The sequence below is a fragment of the Aureibaculum luteum genome (assembly GCF_003449015.1).
GTDB lineage: Bacteria > Bacteroidota > Bacteroidia > Flavobacteriales > Flavobacteriaceae > Aureibaculum > Aureibaculum luteum.
Map to the genome: position 1 here is coordinate 111,993 of NZ_QRGD01000005.1, position 17,697 is coordinate 129,689.

A 17,697-nucleotide genomic window follows, 5' to 3' on the forward strand; every position below is an offset into this window, starting at 1 on the left:
ACATTATTAATTACAATTATCTTTTCTTCTAGTATCAATGATATAAATAATTTTCCAGCTTCCTTCAATTTTGACCAATTGAAAAGAATTTATACCACAATGACTAAATTCAGAATTTATATAAAAGTCATAAGGAGTCCAAGCATTTGCCATGACTCCATCTGATTTTATATTTAAAGATATTATTTTTTCTTTAATTTTGGTTGTTTCAGGATTAATACTAGCAATATTTTTTAAAAAATCATTAAAAATTACGGACTTAAGCCCTGAATCATTCACAGATTGCATAATTATTTTATCGCCTACAGCTTCTCTTATTTTTAAAGTATCTCCAGCATGTAAGCCCGCAAAAAAAACATCAATCACTTCTTTTATTTCAACTTCATCGTTAGACTGAGCAAATGCGAAATGAAACATTAAAAAGAATCCAAAAAAATACAGAAAAGACCTTTTGGAAAACATCTTTTATTTTTTAAAATTAATTATTGTTTCACTTATGATAGATATACAATCTTCTAACTGAACCTCTGTCATTACCAATGGAGGAGCAAACCTAATTATATTGCCGTGAGTTGGCTTCGCTAACAATCCTTTTTCCTTTAACGCAACGCAAATATTCCAGGCTGTAGAACTATCCTCACTATCATTGATAACAATAGCATTTAATAAGCCTTTTCCTCTTACTAATTTCACTAAATCTGTCTTGTTTATTAAATCTTGCATCCCTTTTCTAAATAATACGCCTAATTTAAAAGCATTTTCAGCAAGATTCTCATCTTTTACAACATCTAAAGCGGCCATTGCTACTGCACAAGCCAATGGATTTCCACCAAAGGTAGAACCATGATTACCTGGTTGGATTACTTCCATGATATGATTATCTGCTAAAACAGCAGAAACTGGAAAAACTCCACCGGAAATTGCCTTACCTAAAATTAACACATCAGGTTTTACATCAGGTGTACTAGAACAATTTTTATCTTTACATGAACAGTTGCCACAAGATGCTAACAAACGACCAGTCCTCGCAATCCCAGTCTGAACTTCATCTGCTATAAAAAGTACATTTTTCTCTTTACAAATAGTATATGCATTTTTAATATAATCTTCATCAGGCACAAAAACTCCAGCTTCACCTTGAATAGGTTCAACTAAAAATGCCGCAACATTTTCATCCTTAAGAGCTTCCTTTAATGCATCAAGATCGTTATATTTTATAGAAACAATACCTGGAGTGAAAGGTCCAAAATTTTCAGTAGCAACTGGATCATTAGATGCTGAAATAATAGTTACGGTTCGTCCATGAAAATTATTTTCACAAACTATAATTTTAGCTTTATTAGAAGGAATACCTTTTTTTTCATACCCCCATTTTCTTGCTATTTTTATTGCAGTTTCTACAGCTTCCGCTCCAGTATTCATAGGTAATACTTTTTCAAAACCAAAATAATCAGTTACATACTTTTCATATTGACCTAACTTGTCATTATAAAAGGCCCTTGAAGTAAGTGTTAACGTATCTGCTTGCTCTTTTAAAGCATTTATTATTTTGGGATGACAATGCCCTTGATTTACCGCGGAATACGCAGACAAAAAATCGTAATACTTTTTACCTTCCAGATCCCAAACAAAAACACCTTTACCTTTATGTAATACTACGGGTAACGGGTGATAATTATGAGCTCCATATTTGTTTTCTAAATCAATTGCTTGTTCTGATGTAATTTGCTCTTCTAAGACCATCTTTTAAAATTTTAAAATTTAACAGTTAAAATTCCTTCTTTTGGGAGAGAAATCATCCATTCGCATTATATTGTTTTCACAGGTCTAAACATAAAAAATAAACCAACCAATACCAAAGGAATACTCAATAATTGACCTGTATTTAAATTTACATTAAATAGCGTTTCTATACCTCCTTGCCATTCCTTATAAAATTCTATGATAAACCTAATTGACCATAGCATTACCATAAAAACTCCAAATATGTAACCATGTTTTTGTTTTTTATCCGTTTTCCAATAGATATACCAAAGCACAAAAAAGGTTATTATGTATCCTGTAGCTTCGTAAATTTGAGTAGGATATCGATTTGGTACTTCAGCTAAAACCTCCTTAAAACGAGAACTATTAGCTATAAGATCATACGCTTTATTAACACTCTTGGCTTGAGTAATAGCCATTGCTTTATACTCACTTATATCATTTCTAATAAATTTAAATCCGAAATCTGTACCTGTTGCCTTACCAACAATCTCTGAATTAAACAGATTCCCTAATCGAACAAACATTGCCCCCAATGCCGTAGGTATTACCAATCTATCTAAGGTCCATAGTAACGGTTTTTTTACCACCTTTTTACTGTAAAAATACATGGCAATAATTATTCCTATAGCTGCTCCGTGACTTGCTAATCCCTGAAAACCAGTATATTCAAATGGATCTAATTTAAAAGGTAAAAACACCTCTGCTAAAGTGTAATCTTCTTCATAAAAAACATAATGCCCAATCCGTGCTCCTAAAAGCATTGCTACGACCGTATAAATAAAAATTGAATCTAATTTTTCTAAAGAAATATTATCCTTAGTATAAATACGTTTCATCAATTGTAAACCAACAATGAAGGCTAAAACATACATTAAACTATAATATTTAATAGGAAAAGAGCCTATTTTTATAATATCTGGATTAAAATTCCAGTCTATCGCAAGTGAAAAAATCATATATCTAAATTTGACCGTAAATATAGTTATTGTTAAATTATTTTATGATTAATGATTGGAAGATTTTTTTAATCCTATATATGTGTAATTTCACCTATACATTCAGGGTTTCAAATAAATAAAGCTGTTTTTTAACAAAATCTTTGCAATACCACTTCTAAAATGTTAAAATTTAGTTAATAAACTACACTTAATGCAACTTTATTAAACTTAAGACGTCTTACCCATTCAATTTAAAAACAATAAATATGACAACTTTAAAAATAAGATTTGAAAATACTAATAGTACTATTTGGAATAAAAGAAGACGTTACCGCTAGTGCTTAAAATTATTAAAAAATAAAAGGGATATATTCTAGTTGAACATATCCCTTTTTATATGATTATTTCAGTTATACTAAATAGACCTTACACTCCCTGATCCACTTACTTTTGAACTATTTTTTTTAGGATTCCCTTTATAACGTATATCACCAGATCCTGAAACTTTGGCATCAAGTTCCTCTTTTACATTTATAGATACATCACCTGAACCTGCAATTCGTACTGTGGCAATATCTGTAACTAACATCTCTGCCTCTACATCTCCTGAACCAGAAATAGCACAATCAAAATTTGTAGCAACTCCACTTAGATTCATATCCCCTGATCCTGATATTGCAGATTTAAGCATATTTACCTTTAGCTTTAATTTAAAATCACCGGATCCAGAAAGAGCAGCTTTAAAATTATCAGCATTAATAACATCATTAGAAATTACATCTCCTGAGCCAGCCAATGCAACTTCCTCAATATCTTTAAAAGGAATAGTAATTACTATTTTTTCTTTTGTTTTTATATTTATTCCTTTTTTCCATTTAATTTTTAAATTTTCACCTTCTACTTCTGTAATTAAATATTCTAATAAATTGTCTTCGGCAACAATGGTAAGTTTACCTTCTTTACCTGCTACGAGTTTAACATCAAACGAGCCTGAAATACCAATTTTATCATATTCTGAAACAGTTCTCGTAGTTGTAGTTACGTTACCATTACCTTTTATTTTTTTCCATTGAGCATTTGAAGGAATACTAAATGCTGTAATTGCTAATAATACGATTAATTTTTTCATTTTTTAAGTTTTTAGAATTTGAGTTATAGTTTTAATAAAAAGTTACACTTCCGTAACCTGAGTCTATAAATATTTTTGATTGTACATTTGATTTCCCATAAGATCCTTGATATGATTTAGAACTTGATTTCACAATCTGACTACTAAAATTCACCATGTCTTTGTCATATTTAAAACCTCCATAGCTGAGTTTAATATCAAAACTGAAACCTTTAGTTTTTGGAACTCCAATTTTTATTCCCGTATAGCTACCATCAATATCAACACGGCTAAAACCATCTAGTAGATTTTCAATCTTCACAGAACCATAATCAGCTTCAATTTCTACTCTATTTGATATAGTACCCATTTTTAATGATAAGTAATCACCTACTCCTTCCACATTTTCTGCATTGTCAATTTTAAGACTCCCATAATCACAATTATAATCTAGTGTTTTTACTTTTTCAAAAACTGAGGTGGTATAATCTGCATTTAGATCAATAGTTCCTGCTTTTTCTACTGTAAACTTTGAATAATCAGCATTTATAGAGCCTCCATTCATCAAACCAATAGTAGAATTTGTAGAATAATCTATATTTATATCATTATTGTTACTGTGTAAGTCTCCAATAATAATAGATCCATAATCACAATTGATAGTGCAGTCTCCTTTCAGTTCATTCAAAGTAATATTACCATAATCATTTTCTAAATCGACTTTATTGGTAATTGGTATTTTTATTTTATAATCAATTTGGTAATTAACATTATTGTTTTTACCTGAACCCCAAGACCAGGTAGATGATTTTTTTTCAATAATTGTTTTGGCATAAACCTCACTTCTATTGGCATCAAATTCAATAGTTATTGTATTTAAGCGATTTACAACCTTATCTTCATCATTCCCTTTAACGGTAATTTTCACTTCTATTTCAACTGAATTACCATCCCAAGAAACAACATCTATGTTACCATATCTATTATCAATTCTAACTAAAGCGTTACTGTTTACCGTATAATTCTTTTTTATTGTTTTCGATTTCTCGTGTTTAAAATCTCCTTTTTCATTCGCTTGCATCAAAAGGGGAAAGCACAATAAAAATATTACCATTTTATATAATTGTTTCTTCATTATTCGTGTTTTTAAATTGTTCTATTTCATCTATTTGTTCTAGTAAAAATTGTAATACTTCTATACGCTGTTGATAATTAGATATCATTGCATAAATAATTCGTTTGTCCTTATTACTCGTTTTAAGTTCTATAGTAAGCTCTTTATAATTTTTCTCAAGCTTGTCTAATTGTTTTAAAGCATCATCTATAACCTGTGTGTTATCTTCATTTCTTTTTAAATTAATTTGCTCTAATTCGTTTTGTATTGTCAATACAAAAAAGCTTTGTGTCTCTTCCATTTTGGGTGAAACATCTGCCAATTCAAATCCTACGGATTCCGATTTAAAAGAATTAAAACCAATACTAAAAACCAAAGCAATTGATGCCGCAACGGCCAGCCACTTCCAAGTATTTGGGTTCCATTTCGATTTCGTAGTGTTTTGACGAGCAAGTTTAGCCTCAAATCTATTAAAATGTCCTATTTCAGGTTCTTCTATATCAAATTGACCATTCAGCTCAAAGAACCTTTCTTCTAAATTGTCTTTTTTATCTTGCATAATCTGTCGCTAAAATTCTTCTTAATTTATTTTTTGCCCTTGAAATTGTTGTTCTAGAATTCTGATTTGTAATTTTCATTATTTCAGAAATTTCCTCATAATCATACCCTTCTATTAAATTCAAGGTCAACGCCACTCGATAATTATCTTTTAATTGATTGATTCCATTAATAATCACCTTTGGATTAATGGCTTCGTAATTTACATTTTCACTGTTTTCTTCCGCCTGTTCTTTTACAACTTCTAGAGGTACTTCTTGAATCCTACTGTTTTTTCTAATTTGCGTTATACTCTTATTAATTACAATTCTTTTTAACCAAGCTCCAAAAGTTACTTCTCCTTTAAAAGTGCTCAATTTTGTAAATGCAATTAGAAACGACTCCTGCATTACATCTTCAGCTTCAAAACTGTCTTTCAAAATCCTTAAGGCTGTATTATACATTGCTTTATAGTACAACTTATAGATCTCGAATTGAGCACTTTGTTTTCCATTTTTGCATTGCTGCAAAAGCTGTGTAATATGTTGTTGGTTATCTCGCAATGTATCGTTTCTGATTAAAAGACAAAGTAAGTTTTTATTTGTTACAGTTTTATGAAAAATAAATTAATTTAGTCAATAGTTAATTGATTTTTAGACTAATAAATATATGGAAATTGGTATCTATATTGACATCTTAGCTAAGTTCTTTAATAATGAGAAAAAGAAGAATGACTTTAACAAATCCTTGAAATTAATTATTACCTCAATTTTTAAACCTTCTACTTATTAAAATCGACTTCTCATAACCCAATAACCACAATTTTAAACACACTTCTTCCCCATTGGCACAACTATTGAAATATATATTTTGAAAATACATTTTAGAATAGTTAAAATAATGTTTATCAAACAATTATCTATTTGTCAACAATGTATTATTTTATTGAAATAAACGTTTAATGTCATATTGACCTATATATACATATGAGTGATCCAAAATTTTTAAATATTGACAATCTGTCACTTCAAAACATGCTTGATGAGGATTCTGAATTGATTCCATTAATGACGCCTGAAGATGAAGAAGAAATAAAAAATGAAGCTATACCTGAGGTATTGCCCATTTTAACATTAAAAAATACGGTGTTATTTCCGGGGGTTGTAATTCCTATAACTGCAGGTAGAGACCAATCTATAAAACTAATTAAAGAGGCTAATGCTGGTGATAAAACCATTGGTGTTGTTGCTCAAAACAATGAGTCAGTAGAAAACCCTACTCGTAAAGATATACACAGTATTGGTACCGTAGCTAGAATTTTACGGGTACTAAAAATGCCTGACGGTAATACGATGGTTGTTATTCAAGGTAAGAAACGCTTTGAAGTGGGTGAATTTGTGCAAACAGAGCCTTATATAAAAGCTACAGCAAAAGAATTGGTAGAAGAAATTCCAAAAATAACAGATACGGAGTTTACAGCGATTATAGATTCTATTAAAGATATCGCACTAAAAATAATTAAAGAGAATCCGAACTTACCTTCAGAGGCTTCTTTTGCTATAAAAAATATTCAAAGCAACTCTTTCTTAGTTAATTTCGTTTCTTCTAACATGAACTTAGGAGTTAAAGAAAAACAAGCTCTTTTAAACACTAATAGCTTAAAAAAAAGAGCCTTAGAAACATTAAAAAAGATGGATGCGGAATTGCAACATCTTGAATTAAAAAATGTTATCCATTCTAAAGTCCGTGAGGATATGGATCAGCAACAACGTGAATATTATTTACACCAACAAATGAAAACCATTCAAGAGGAGTTGGGTGGAGCATCATATGATGAGGAGTTGGAAGAAATGCGTCAAACTGCGAAAAAGAAAAAGTGGAGCAAAGAAGTGTCCGAAACTTTTGATAAAGAATTAAATCGTTTGCAACGCATGAACCCGCAGGCAGCTGAATATTCAGTGCAACGCAATTATTTAGACTTATTATTAGAATTGCCTTGGGAAGAATACTCTAAAGATAAATTCGATTTAAAACGTGCTGAAAAAATACTAAATAGAGATCATTTTGGACTCGAAAAAGTAAAAGAACGTATCATAGAACATTTGGCAGTCCTTAAATTAAAAGGAGATATGAAATCGCCAATAATTTGTTTATACGGACCTCCTGGTGTTGGTAAAACTTCATTAGGTAAATCTGTTGCTGAATCATTAGGAAGAAAATATGTAAGAATGTCTTTAGGTGGTTTGCGTGACGAAGCAGAAATACGCGGACATAGAAAAACCTATATTGGTGCAATGCCAGGTAGAATTATTCAAAATATTAAAAAAGCTGGAACTTCCAATCCCGTTTTTGTATTAGACGAAATTGACAAATTAGTAAGTAACAATAATGGTGATCCTTCTTCAGCAATGCTAGAAGTACTTGATCCTGAGCAAAATAATTCATTTTATGATAATTTTTTAGAAATCGGTTACGACCTATCTAAAATACTATTTATTGCTACAGCAAATAATTTGGGTAATATTCCTTGGGCATTACGCGATAGAATGGAAATGATAAATGTTTCTGGATATATTATTGAGGAAAAAATTGAAATTGCTAAAAAACACCTGTTACCAAAACAATTAAAAGCACACGGCTTAACTTCTAAAGACATTAAAATTGGGAAACCTCAATTAGAACGTATTATTGAAGGGTATACCCGAGAATCTGGTGTTAGAACGCTTGACAAAATGATAGCAAAGGTGGTAAGATATGCTGCGAAATCTATTGCGATGGAGCAAGAGTATCAAGTTAAAATTAGCAATGACGATATCATAAAAATATTAGGAGCTGCAAATTTAGAACGTAATAAATATGAAACCAATGAAGTCCCTGGAGTAGTAACCGGATTGGCCTGGACAAGTGTTGGAGGTGATATTTTATTTATTGAATCTATTTTATCAAAAGGTAAAGGGAATTTATCCATTACAGGTAATTTAGGTAAAGTAATGAAAGAATCAGCAACCATTGCAATGGAGTTCATCAAAGCAAATGCTGATGAATTTGGAATTGATATTGAAGATTTACAAACCAAAAATGTACACATACACGTACCTGAAGGAGCTACTCCAAAAGACGGTCCAAGTGCAGGTATTACTATGTTAACTTCGTTAGTTTCTTCTTTTACAGGCAGAAAAGTGAAATCGCATTTAGCCATGACTGGAGAAATGACCTTACGTGGAAAAGTTTTACCTGTTGGTGGTATTAAAGAAAAGATTTTAGCGGCTAAAAGAGCTAACATCAAAGAAATTATTTTATGTAAAGACAATCAAAAAGACATTGATGAAATTAAAGAGGACTATTTAAAAGGCTTGAAATTTCATTTTGTTGAGAATATGAAAGAGGTAATAGAAATTGCTTTGCTGAAACAGAAAGCAAAAAAGTAATTAATTTTAATTTCAATATTAAAGGCGTTGTAAAGATAATTTACAACGCCTTTTTTTATATTTGTAAAAACCCACTACAAAAATGGAATCCTTTTTACAATTCTTTGAACAAATGCCATCATGGCAAAAACTAGTTTGGATATTGGCTTGTCTATTATTCAGTTGGTTTTTAGAAGGTATATATCCATTAGTAAAACTCAATTATAAAAAATGGAAACATGCAGGGGTTAACTTAGTATTCTTAGGTACAAGTTTAACTATTAATATAGTATTTGGATTACTAACTGTTGGTGTATTTAGTTATATAGGCACACATCAAATAGGTATTTTACATTGGGTTCATTTACCTATATGGGCAGAACTATTCATAACAATTCTCTTTTTAGATTTTGTAGCACAATATGCTGTTCATTATTATTTACATAAAGTAAGTTGGATGTGGAGATTCCATATGATACATCATAGCGACACTAAGGTTGACGCTACTACGGGTACACGACATCATCCTGGTGATTATGTTTTACGAGAAATTGCAGCCTTAATAGCCATTGTAATTATTGGTGCTCCTTTTGCTTTTTATGTTGTATATAAAATAGTAACCATTCTATTTACGTATCTCACACATGCTAATATCAATGTACCGGTATGGATAGACAAGCCTATGAGTTTGATTTTTATTACGCCTAACATGCATAAATTTCATCACCATTTTGAAAGACCTTGGACAGATACTAATTTTGGTAATATATTTTCATTTTGGGATCGGATTTTTGGCACCTTTGTCTATGGCAATCCTAATAAGGTAATTTACGGACTTGATGTTTTAGATGGGAAATTAGACGAAAATGTAGGGTATCAATTTAAAGTTCCTTTTAATAAAGATATAAAGACGGACTACTAATAAATTTTTAGAAAAACGTTACATCTTACCTTTTTGCTCCTTCTCTTCTTCAATTTCTTTTTTATTAGGAAAAGTTAATTCGCTACTGTTGTAGGTGGTACCATAAGTTAAGGCGGCTGTATATACCTGATTAATAGCACTCAAAATTTCATCTTTTTGTAATTCTTTTAATGGGTGTACATACATAGACCATAATAGATTATCAGAAATAGCGTATCTCGCATCTAATGCAGAATGAAAATTAGCTTCCATGAGCTTAAGTAAATCTATATGAGCTAATTTTTTCTGCTCAATAATGGGCGACATAATTCGAAGTCTGTTATTCGTTGTATCTGTAATACAGGCTAGCATTCTTCCTTTGATCATAAATTGCCAATTACCCGATTCTCCTCTAATACTATCAGAAACCACATAAATAATTTTTTCTAAGTCACTGTTCGTCATGTTTTGTGACTGTACAGAAAATGAACCAGCAAATAAGAAAATTGCGAAGAATGATGCTAAATTTATACTCACATTTTTTTTTATGATTGTTGTATGATAATGATTTTCAGGCATAATACTAATTAGTTAATTCATGATTCGTCTCCTACTAAAACGCTTACTTACAAGATTTACTATTTCAATCAAAAAAATATTTTTAAAAATTACAAAAGAATATGTAATAAGAATAGTCAATATCTAATATTTTACTATTTTTGACAAATCATTTTGAACAATGCAATTTAAGCATCCCGAGTTACTTTACGCCTTATTTTTGCTTATTATCCCTATATTAATCCACTTATTTCAGTTACGCCGTTTTCAAAAAGTAGCCTTTACCAATGTCAAATTCTTAAAAGAAGTTGAATTACAAACGCGAAAAAGCTCTCAGCTTAAAAAATTTCTAATCCTTTTTACTAGGTTATTATTATTTACAGTCATTATTCTCGCCTTTGCTCAACCTTTTATTGCTGCTTCTAAAACGAATAGCCCAACACATACTTCTATATATTTAGATAATTCCTTCTCCATGCAAGCAAAAGGAACTGAAGGTCAATTACTAAAAAGAGCTGTACAAGATATCATTGAGAATACGCAACAATTAGAACCTATTAATCTTTATACCAATGATAATGTGTATGAAAATTTATCTGCTAAAGAACTAAAAAATACGTTATTAGAAATAGATTATTACCCTATTAAAACAAATTTATCTGCCATCTTATTTGAAATTAAAAACAATATTAAAAAATCTAAAGCTTTACATAATATATTTTTAATTTCTGATTTTCAATACTATACTAATGAAAATAAATTTGAAATAGATAGTTTAAACTCGTATTACATTACTCAAATTTTACCTAAACAAGTCTCAAACCTTAGTGTTGATAGCATCTATATATCGGATCAAAATAATGAGACAATACAATTAACAACGCTTGTAAAGAATTACGGAAACTCAAAAGAAAACATTTCAGTTAGCTTGTATAATAACGAATTATTAGCAGGTAAATCGGCTGTTAATCTCGCCAAAGATGCGTCTGGTAACATCAACTTTAATATACCTAATTCAGGAAATTTTAATGGTAAACTACAACTTGAAGATGAAAACCTAACTTTTGATAATGATTTATATTTTAATATTGATAGGCCTGAAAAAATTAATGTAACCGCTATTGGTAGTGATAATAGTTTTTTATCTAAAATTTACACTAATGACGAGTTTAATTTCACTTCAACAACACTAAATAATCTTGATTACAACACTTTAAATCAACAAAATTTAATTCTACTTAACGAGTTAGAAAGTATTTCAGTTGCTTTAAACTCAACTCTAAAAACTTTTGCTAACAATGGAGGTAGCTTGGTTATTATTCCTTCTTTAAATATGAATTTAAATTCATATAATGCGGCTTTAGCAAGCTTAAAAATGGGCAAGGTATTAGGGCAGGTTACTTCTGAAATCGCTGTAACTACGATAAATTTTGCCCATCCTTTATTAAAGGGAGTGTTTGAAAAACAAATTAAAAACTTCCAATATCCTAATATTAAAAGTCATTATAGAAGTAATTTAACAAGAGCGTCTTCTATTGTAGATTTTGAAGATGGTAACTCTTTTATATCTCAAACAATCACTAATAAAGGTAAAATTTACTGGCTCGCTGCTCCAATTTCAAGTCAGAATTCCAATTTCAAAAACTCTCCATTAATTGTTCCAATTTTTTATAATTTTGGTTTATACAGTCATAATTCTTCACAGTTATATTACACAATTGGAAATATAAATACGTTTGAAATCCCAATACAACTGTCTAAAGATGAAGTCTTACATGTTGCCAACAAGAAGGAAGACTATATTCCATTACAACAAATTAATCCTGATAAGGTAACCATTACAACAGAAACAAATCCGATACAAAGTGGTTTTACAACCATCTTGCATAATAATACATCAATAAAGCAAATTGCATATAATTATAATAGACAAGAGGGTAATTTAAACTATGTTAACGTAGAAGATTATTTTGGTAATGCAACAAATATAAATTACACTTCTAATGTAAAAGAAGCATTTGTGAATTTATCTGAAACAACAAAAGTAACAAGCTATTGGCAATGGTTTTTAATAGCTGCAATATTATTTTTAATCATTGAAATTCTATTTCTCAAATTTCTATAACCAAGAGCCTAATAGAGGGGTTTAGCTAATTGTGCTAATCTCTCTACACAAATAAAAGATTAAACAGAAAACGCATAAACTTATTTAGAACGCATGAATCTACTCATAAAATCTGCAAAAATAATTGATCGTCAAAGTCCTTTTCATCTTAAAACACAAGATGTTTTAATTGAAAACGGTAAGATTTCTGAAATTTCTAATATCATTAAAAACATCAATAATATAAAAGAAATTGAGCTAGAAAATCTTCATATTTCAGTGGGTTGGTTTGACACTAGTGTTTCTTTTGGAGAACCTGGTTTTGAAGAACGTGAAACTGTTGCAAACGGATTAAGCGTAGCTGCAAAAAGTGGATTTACCGCAGTTGCTACGAATCCTAACACGTATCCTGTAATTGACAACAAATCTGCGGTTGAGTTTTTAATTAACAAAGCGAAGGGTAATATTGTTAATTTATATCCAATTGCGAACTTAACCCAACAAGCAAAGGGTGAGGAAATTGCTGAATTGTTCGATATGTCTAATTCTGGTGCTATTGCATTTAGCGATTACAACAAATCAATTAGCAATGCCAATTTGATGAAAATAGCACTACTCTATGCCCAAAACTTTGACGGACTAGTAATGAGTTTTCCACAAAATAATTCATTAAGTAATAATGGTGTTGCAAATGAAGGTGCTATTTCTACTAAATTAGGGTTAAAGGGAATACCTGCACTTGCGGAAGAATTACAAATTGCTAGAGATTTATTTTTACTTGAGTATACTGGTGGTAAACTACATATACCTACTATATCAACGGAGAAGTCCGTTAAATTAATAGCTGAGGCCAAGAAAAAGGGATTAAACGTAACCTGTAGTGTAAGTGCTCATCACTTATTTCTAAATGACAGTGAACTAAATGAATTTGATACCAATTATAAAGTGAAACCACCATTAAGAGAAAAGACGGACGTAAATGCATTAAAAAAAGGAATTGTAAATGGTACAATTGATATGATTACTTCTGATCATAACCCGATTGATATAGAAAATAAAAGAGTAGAGTTTGAAAACGCAAAGAATGGTACCATTGGTATGGAGAGTTTTTTTGGAGCTATAAATAAAGTGCTTCCCTTAGAAAAAACCATCGATAGCATAACAAATTTACCTAGAATGCGTTTTAACATTGAAAATCCGACAATTACAAAAGGAGAAATGGCAAATATTACGTTATTTAATCCTGATACGGAGTATGTATTTGACGAAGAAAATATTTTTTCAACATCTAAAAACTCAGCTTTTATGGGCAAACAATTAAAAGGAAAAGTATATGGTATTTTTGCCAATAACAAATTTGTAATCAATTAATATTAATATATTTGCAACCAATTAACTAATACTTTAAATTTAAAAAAATTATGGATCAAAACACAATCGACGAAGGAAAAACAATGGGTATAATTGCCTACATTACTTTTATAGGTACAATTATTGCTTTTGTTATGAATAACGATAAAAAAAATGCATTCGCATCATTTCACATTAGACAAATGCTTGGTATTATTCTTATAGGTATTGCACTTAATATAATTTTAAGATTTTTACCCTTGGGTAGTTTAGGATTTTATATAGGTTTTTTACCATTAGTGCTTATGGTTATGGGAGCAGTTGGAGCTTCTCAAGGCAAATTATCGAAAGTACCTGTTTTAGGTGATCAATTCGAAGAATGGTTCAAAACTATCGGATAAATTAGTTTAAAAATTTATATTTTAGCCACGCTTTTAGCGTGGTTTTTTTGTTATAAACTATTTTAAAATCAAGATAATTTAACTAGTTAATCTTATTTTAGCAACGTTTTTTATTCCTATAAAAGCCATTAATCTTTACAAATCAAATCAATGAATTTATCTTTAGAATATTTAGTAAGAAAACCAAAAAGTGATATTAAAAATCCACCACTGTTAATACTACTTCATGGCTATGGTAGTAATGAACAAGATTTATTTTCATTCGCTAATGAATTACCCGACGATTTATTAATTATAAGTGCAAGAGCTCCTTTAACTATGGGACCTGGAGGCTATGCGTGGTATACAATCCATTTTGACAATACAGACGGTAAATTTTCTGATACAGATGAAGCTTTAAAATCTAAAGAGATAATCAGCAACTTTATCGATGAAGTAATAACCAATTTTGATGTTAATCCTAAAAAAGTATTTTTATTGGGTTTCAGTCAAGGTACCATTTTAAGTTATGCCGTAGCATTGAGTCATCCTGAAAAAGTACAATATGTAGTTGGGTTAAGTGGTTATATTAATAGTGAATTATTTCCCGGTAATTTAAATTCTGAAAACTTCAAAAATTTAGAAATCTATAGTTCTCATGGTACTGTAGACCAAGTTATTCCTGTTGACTGGGCGAGAAAAACAAAACCTTTTTTAGATAATTTAGGTATTAAAAATAGCTATGAAGAATATCAGGTTGGACATGGAGTAGCTCCTCAAAATTTTTATAGTTTAAAGCAATGGATCGAAGCCCGAATTTAACAATTAACCTTACCTTGCCAATCCAAAGAAAAGGAACTTTAATAATCTTTTTTTAACCCACCCTTCACTTATTTACTAGATATTAGCAGTAATAATTACGGTTAGGATAAAATGCTTAACTTCGTAAACAGCACAATGAAAAATTTAATCTTTTTATTAATTATTTATTTCTTCTTGTCATCTTGCGAAAAAGCTGAAGATAAAATTGAAAACAAGGAGGCAGAACCAATAGCTTTTACCGTAATTGGAGATGTGCCTTATGGTGATACTCAATTAGAAGGTCTAGTCAATTTAATTGAAAAACACAATGCACAAGAAGCGTCTGAATTTGTTGTTCATGTTGGTGATATAAAAAAAGGAAGTGTACCCTGTGAGGAAAATGTATATAAAGACGTCAGTACTATTCTAAAAAAAATTAAGGCACCTACGTTTATTGTTTTAGGAGATAATGAGTATAACGATTGTGACAATCCAAATGAAGGTTTAGAATTTTGGAATACTTATTTTTTACAATTCAATAAAAACTGGAATTTCAAACACGCTGTAACGAACCAACCCAACAGGATAGAAAACTTTAACTGGATTCAGAATAACGTTTTGTTTATTGGCTTAAATATTGTTGGAAGTTCAGTGCATGATGCGGACGAATGGCAAACACGTTTAACAGAAAATGGAATATGGGTTCAACAATTAATCGAGACTAATAAAAATAATGTAGAAGCTATTGTGATTTTTTCTCATGCCAATATGGTTGAGGCTGGCCCAGACAAGTTTAAACCATTTACTGATTTATTTAGAACTGCAGCAAAAGATTTTACCAAACCCATATTACTTGTTAATGGTGATGGCCATTTTTGGATTAAAGACAATCCTTATGAGGAAAAAAATATTACTCGCGTACAAATTACAGGAGGTACGAACGCTTTAAAGGTTACTATTGATACGGCGAACGAAAATCCTTTTTTATTTGATAATAATTTTTTAGATTAGTAAACTTCATATTCATCAATTAAAAAAACGAACTGGAAAATCATAAAAATTCAAAATTCGATTCCATCATTATTGGTTCTGGCGTAGGCGGACTTTCTGCAGCAATATGTTTAGCCAAAGCAGGGCAAAAAGTGTTAGTATTAGAAAAACACGATGTACCAGGTGGTTGGTGTCATAGTTTTTACCTTAACGGGTACCGTTTTACACCTGGTGTTCACTATGTAGGTCTACTAGGTGAAGGAGAATCGACTAATGAACTTTACAAAGGTTTGGGTATTGCAAATGATTTGGTTTTTTATAGAATGAACCCTAATGGTTTTGAACATTGTTGGATTGGTGATGAACGTTTTGATTATCCTGCAAATATTAATGATTTCGCCACTTCTCTTTCTCAACGTTTTCCAAAGGAGGAAAAACAGATAAAGAAATATTTAACCCTTGTTAAAAATGTAACTACTGAGTTGCAACTCATTCCGAAATTAAAAGGCTTTTGGCAACATTTAACAGTACCTTATAGAACGAGGCACATGGGTAAATTTGCTCTTTTCAGCTTAAAAAGAGTTATGAATTGGCATATTAAAAATCCGTTATTACAAAAAATACTTTATATACAATATGGCGATCATGGTTTACCACCATCAAAAGCTCCATTTCCTTTACATTGTGCCGTTATGGGACATTATTTTAGTGGGAGTTATTACCCAATGGGCGGCGGCGGAGCAATTGTAAAAGCCATGACTAATAGCATTAAAAAACATGGTAGTGAGGTAAAAACTCAACAAGGTGTAAAGTCCATTTTACTAGACAACAACAACAAGAAAAAAGCAATTGGTGTTGAACTTGAAAATGGAGAACAGCTATTTGCGGATAGAATCATTTCAAATGCTGATCCTGGAATTACTTTTTTGAATTTAGTAGGTAAAGAAAATATTAGTGCCAAACTTTTAAAACGCTTAACGAAGACTAAATATTCATGTACCTCTTTAATGTTATTTTTAACGGTGGATATGGATGTGAAAAGAGCGGGTTTAGATTCAGGAAACATTTGGCTTTTGCCCAATAAAGATATGGATGATTTGCATGACGATATGCAAAAAATTGATATTTTAGAAGGAGATGAGTTTTCTGGACTTTTTATAAGTTGTACAACCCTAAAAGACCCTGCCAGCTTTGATGGTCGTTACCATACAATAGAAGCAATAACATATATTAACCGTAAAGCTTTTGATAAATTTAAGAATGAAAATGATCATGAAAGGTCCTCTGAATACTTAGCATTTAAGGAGCAAATAATGAACAAAATAATAAACAGTCTAGAAAAGGTTGTTCCAGGTATTTCAGAAAATATTGTACATAAAGATTTAGGCACACCATTAACAAACGAATATTATGTCAACACCACTAACGGTAGTGTTTATGGTACAGAAAAGAGTTTTAAGCAAATTGGACCTTTTGCATATAAATCGGAAACCGAAATTGAAAATCTATATTTATGCGGTTCAAGTGTTTTATCTCACGGTGTTGCAGGGGCGAGCTATTCAGGTGTTGAAACTGCAGCAAAAATTTTAGGATGTAAACAGGAAGATTTATTAAAACCGGACGAAAGTCAAAAGGTTAGAATATATGAAGCAGAAGATGATAGTAACTACCCCGACTGGATGCTTAAGAAAATTGAAGTAAAAAAAGCAAGACTCAAATCAAAACAGGATACAGTCTAGAAT

At 30.6% G+C, this 17,697-nt stretch carries 16 protein-coding genes; 8 read left to right on the plus strand and 8 right to left on the minus strand.

What is annotated here, in order from left to right; genetic code table 11:
• Positions 1-6: 6 nt before the first annotated feature.
• From D3P13_RS12705 to D3P13_RS12735, 7 genes are all read right to left on the minus strand, one after another.
• On the minus strand, positions 7-462 hold the full coding sequence (locus D3P13_RS12705) for a nuclear transport factor 2 family protein (protein ID WP_232829185.1): 456 nt from the start codon (positions 460-462) through the stop codon (positions 7-9).
• A 3-nt stretch (positions 463-465) separates the two neighbouring features.
• A complete protein-coding gene (rocD, locus tag D3P13_RS12710) occupies positions 466-1,743 on the minus strand; it encodes an ornithine--oxo-acid transaminase (RefSeq protein WP_117882999.1) in 1,278 nt (425 codons plus the stop codon).
• A 65-nt stretch (positions 1,744-1,808) separates the two neighbouring features.
• Positions 1,809-2,723, minus strand: coding sequence for a prolipoprotein diacylglyceryl transferase (gene lgt, locus D3P13_RS12715; RefSeq protein ID WP_117883001.1), 915 nt, complete (start codon positions 2,721-2,723; stop codon positions 1,809-1,811).
• Between the two features lie 397 nt (positions 2,724-3,120).
• Positions 3,121-3,834: a head GIN domain-containing protein gene (locus D3P13_RS12720; RefSeq protein ID WP_117883003.1), complete on the minus strand. Its 714-nt coding sequence runs from the start codon at positions 3,832-3,834 to the stop codon at positions 3,121-3,123.
• A gap of 31 nt (positions 3,835-3,865) precedes the next feature.
• Complete coding sequence (locus tag D3P13_RS12725; RefSeq protein ID WP_117883005.1) at positions 3,866-4,948, minus strand: DUF4097 family beta strand repeat-containing protein; 1,083 nt, start codon at positions 4,946-4,948, stop codon at positions 3,866-3,868.
• Entirely contained in the window at positions 4,929-5,486 is a 558-nt protein-coding gene (locus D3P13_RS12730) for a hypothetical protein (protein ID WP_117883007.1), read from the minus strand. Before D3P13_RS12730 ends, D3P13_RS12725 begins: the two co-directional genes overlap by 20 nt.
• Positions 5,476-6,027, minus strand: coding sequence for an RNA polymerase sigma factor (locus D3P13_RS12735; protein ID WP_117883009.1), 552 nt, complete (start codon positions 6,025-6,027; stop codon positions 5,476-5,478). Before D3P13_RS12735 ends, D3P13_RS12730 begins: the two co-directional genes overlap by 11 nt.
• A gap of 423 nt (positions 6,028-6,450) precedes the next feature.
• Here D3P13_RS12735 and lon point away from each other — a divergent pair, with 423 nt between their 5' ends.
• A complete protein-coding gene (gene lon / locus D3P13_RS12740) occupies positions 6,451-8,892 on the plus strand; it encodes an endopeptidase La (RefSeq protein WP_117883012.1) in 2,442 nt (813 codons plus the stop codon).
• Positions 8,893-8,974: 82 nt separating this feature from the next.
• Positions 8,975-9,793 carry a sterol desaturase family protein gene (locus tag D3P13_RS12745; RefSeq protein ID WP_117883014.1) on the plus strand — a complete coding sequence of 273 codons (819 nt, stop codon included), beginning with the start codon at positions 8,975-8,977 and terminating at the stop codon, positions 9,791-9,793.
• An 18-nt stretch (positions 9,794-9,811) separates the two neighbouring features.
• On the opposite strand, the gene D3P13_RS12750 is transcribed toward D3P13_RS12745, so the two are convergent.
• Positions 9,812-10,351, minus strand: coding sequence for a hypothetical protein (locus D3P13_RS12750; RefSeq protein WP_117883016.1), 540 nt, complete (start codon positions 10,349-10,351; stop codon positions 9,812-9,814).
• Between the two features lie 160 nt (positions 10,352-10,511).
• Here D3P13_RS12750 and D3P13_RS12755 point away from each other — a divergent pair, with 160 nt between their 5' ends.
• From D3P13_RS12755 to D3P13_RS12780, 6 genes are all read left to right on the plus strand, one after another.
• Positions 10,512-12,455, plus strand: coding sequence for a BatA domain-containing protein (locus D3P13_RS12755; protein ID WP_117883018.1), 1,944 nt, complete (start codon positions 10,512-10,514; stop codon positions 12,453-12,455).
• Between the two features lie 93 nt (positions 12,456-12,548).
• Positions 12,549-13,805 (plus strand): dihydroorotase, encoded by a 1,257-nt coding sequence (locus tag D3P13_RS12760; RefSeq protein WP_117883020.1) that lies wholly within the window; start codon positions 12,549-12,551, stop codon positions 13,803-13,805.
• Between the two features lie 50 nt (positions 13,806-13,855).
• On the plus strand, positions 13,856-14,185 hold the full coding sequence (locus D3P13_RS12765; protein ID WP_117883022.1) for a DUF4870 domain-containing protein: 330 nt from the start codon (positions 13,856-13,858) through the stop codon (positions 14,183-14,185).
• Positions 14,186-14,335: 150 nt separating this feature from the next.
• The gene (locus D3P13_RS12770; protein ID WP_117883024.1) at positions 14,336-14,986 is read left to right on the plus strand and encodes an alpha/beta hydrolase; all 651 of its coding nucleotides are present in this window, start codon (positions 14,336-14,338) and stop codon (positions 14,984-14,986) included.
• 135 nt (positions 14,987-15,121) lie between these two features.
• On the plus strand, positions 15,122-15,976 hold the full coding sequence (locus D3P13_RS12775) for a metallophosphoesterase (RefSeq protein ID WP_157972913.1): 855 nt from the start codon (positions 15,122-15,124) through the stop codon (positions 15,974-15,976).
• 71 nt (positions 15,977-16,047) lie between these two features.
• Positions 16,048-17,694 carry a phytoene desaturase family protein gene (locus D3P13_RS12780; protein ID WP_262511830.1) on the plus strand — a complete coding sequence of 549 codons (1,647 nt, stop codon included), beginning with the start codon at positions 16,048-16,050 and terminating at the stop codon, positions 17,692-17,694.
• Positions 17,695-17,697 lie beyond the last annotated feature (3 nt).

What these genes read in the sequence shown, in the direction of transcription:
- D3P13_RS12775 (WP_157972913.1), top strand. Translation starts at nt 15,122, where the DNA reads ATGAAAAATTTAATCTTTTTATTAATTATTTATTTCTTCTTGTCATCT.
- D3P13_RS12705 (WP_232829185.1), bottom strand. Translation starts at nt 462, where the DNA reads ATGTTTTCCAAAAGGTCTTTTCTGTATTTTTTTGGATTCTTTTTAATG.
- D3P13_RS12755 (WP_117883018.1), top strand. Translation starts at nt 10,512, where the DNA reads ATGCAATTTAAGCATCCCGAGTTACTTTACGCCTTATTTTTGCTTATT.
- D3P13_RS12725 (WP_117883005.1), bottom strand. Translation starts at nt 4,948, where the DNA reads ATGAAGAAACAATTATATAAAATGGTAATATTTTTATTGTGCTTTCCC.
- D3P13_RS12765 (WP_117883022.1), top strand. Translation starts at nt 13,856, where the DNA reads ATGGATCAAAACACAATCGACGAAGGAAAAACAATGGGTATAATTGCC.
- D3P13_RS12760 (WP_117883020.1), top strand. Translation starts at nt 12,549, where the DNA reads ATGAATCTACTCATAAAATCTGCAAAAATAATTGATCGTCAAAGTCCT.
- rocD (WP_117882999.1), bottom strand. Translation starts at nt 1,743, where the DNA reads ATGGTCTTAGAAGAGCAAATTACATCAGAACAAGCAATTGATTTAGAA.
- lon (WP_117883012.1), top strand. Translation starts at nt 6,451, where the DNA reads ATGAGTGATCCAAAATTTTTAAATATTGACAATCTGTCACTTCAAAAC.
- lgt (WP_117883001.1), bottom strand. Translation starts at nt 2,723, where the DNA reads ATGATTTTTTCACTTGCGATAGACTGGAATTTTAATCCAGATATTATA.
- D3P13_RS12770 (WP_117883024.1), top strand. Translation starts at nt 14,336, where the DNA reads ATGAATTTATCTTTAGAATATTTAGTAAGAAAACCAAAAAGTGATATT.
- D3P13_RS12720 (WP_117883003.1), bottom strand. Translation starts at nt 3,834, where the DNA reads ATGAAAAAATTAATCGTATTATTAGCAATTACAGCATTTAGTATTCCT.
- D3P13_RS12730 (WP_117883007.1), bottom strand. Translation starts at nt 5,486, where the DNA reads ATGCAAGATAAAAAAGACAATTTAGAAGAAAGGTTCTTTGAGCTGAAT.
- D3P13_RS12745 (WP_117883014.1), top strand. Translation starts at nt 8,975, where the DNA reads ATGGAATCCTTTTTACAATTCTTTGAACAAATGCCATCATGGCAAAAA.
- D3P13_RS12750 (WP_117883016.1), bottom strand. Translation starts at nt 10,351, where the DNA reads ATGCCTGAAAATCATTATCATACAACAATCATAAAAAAAAATGTGAGT.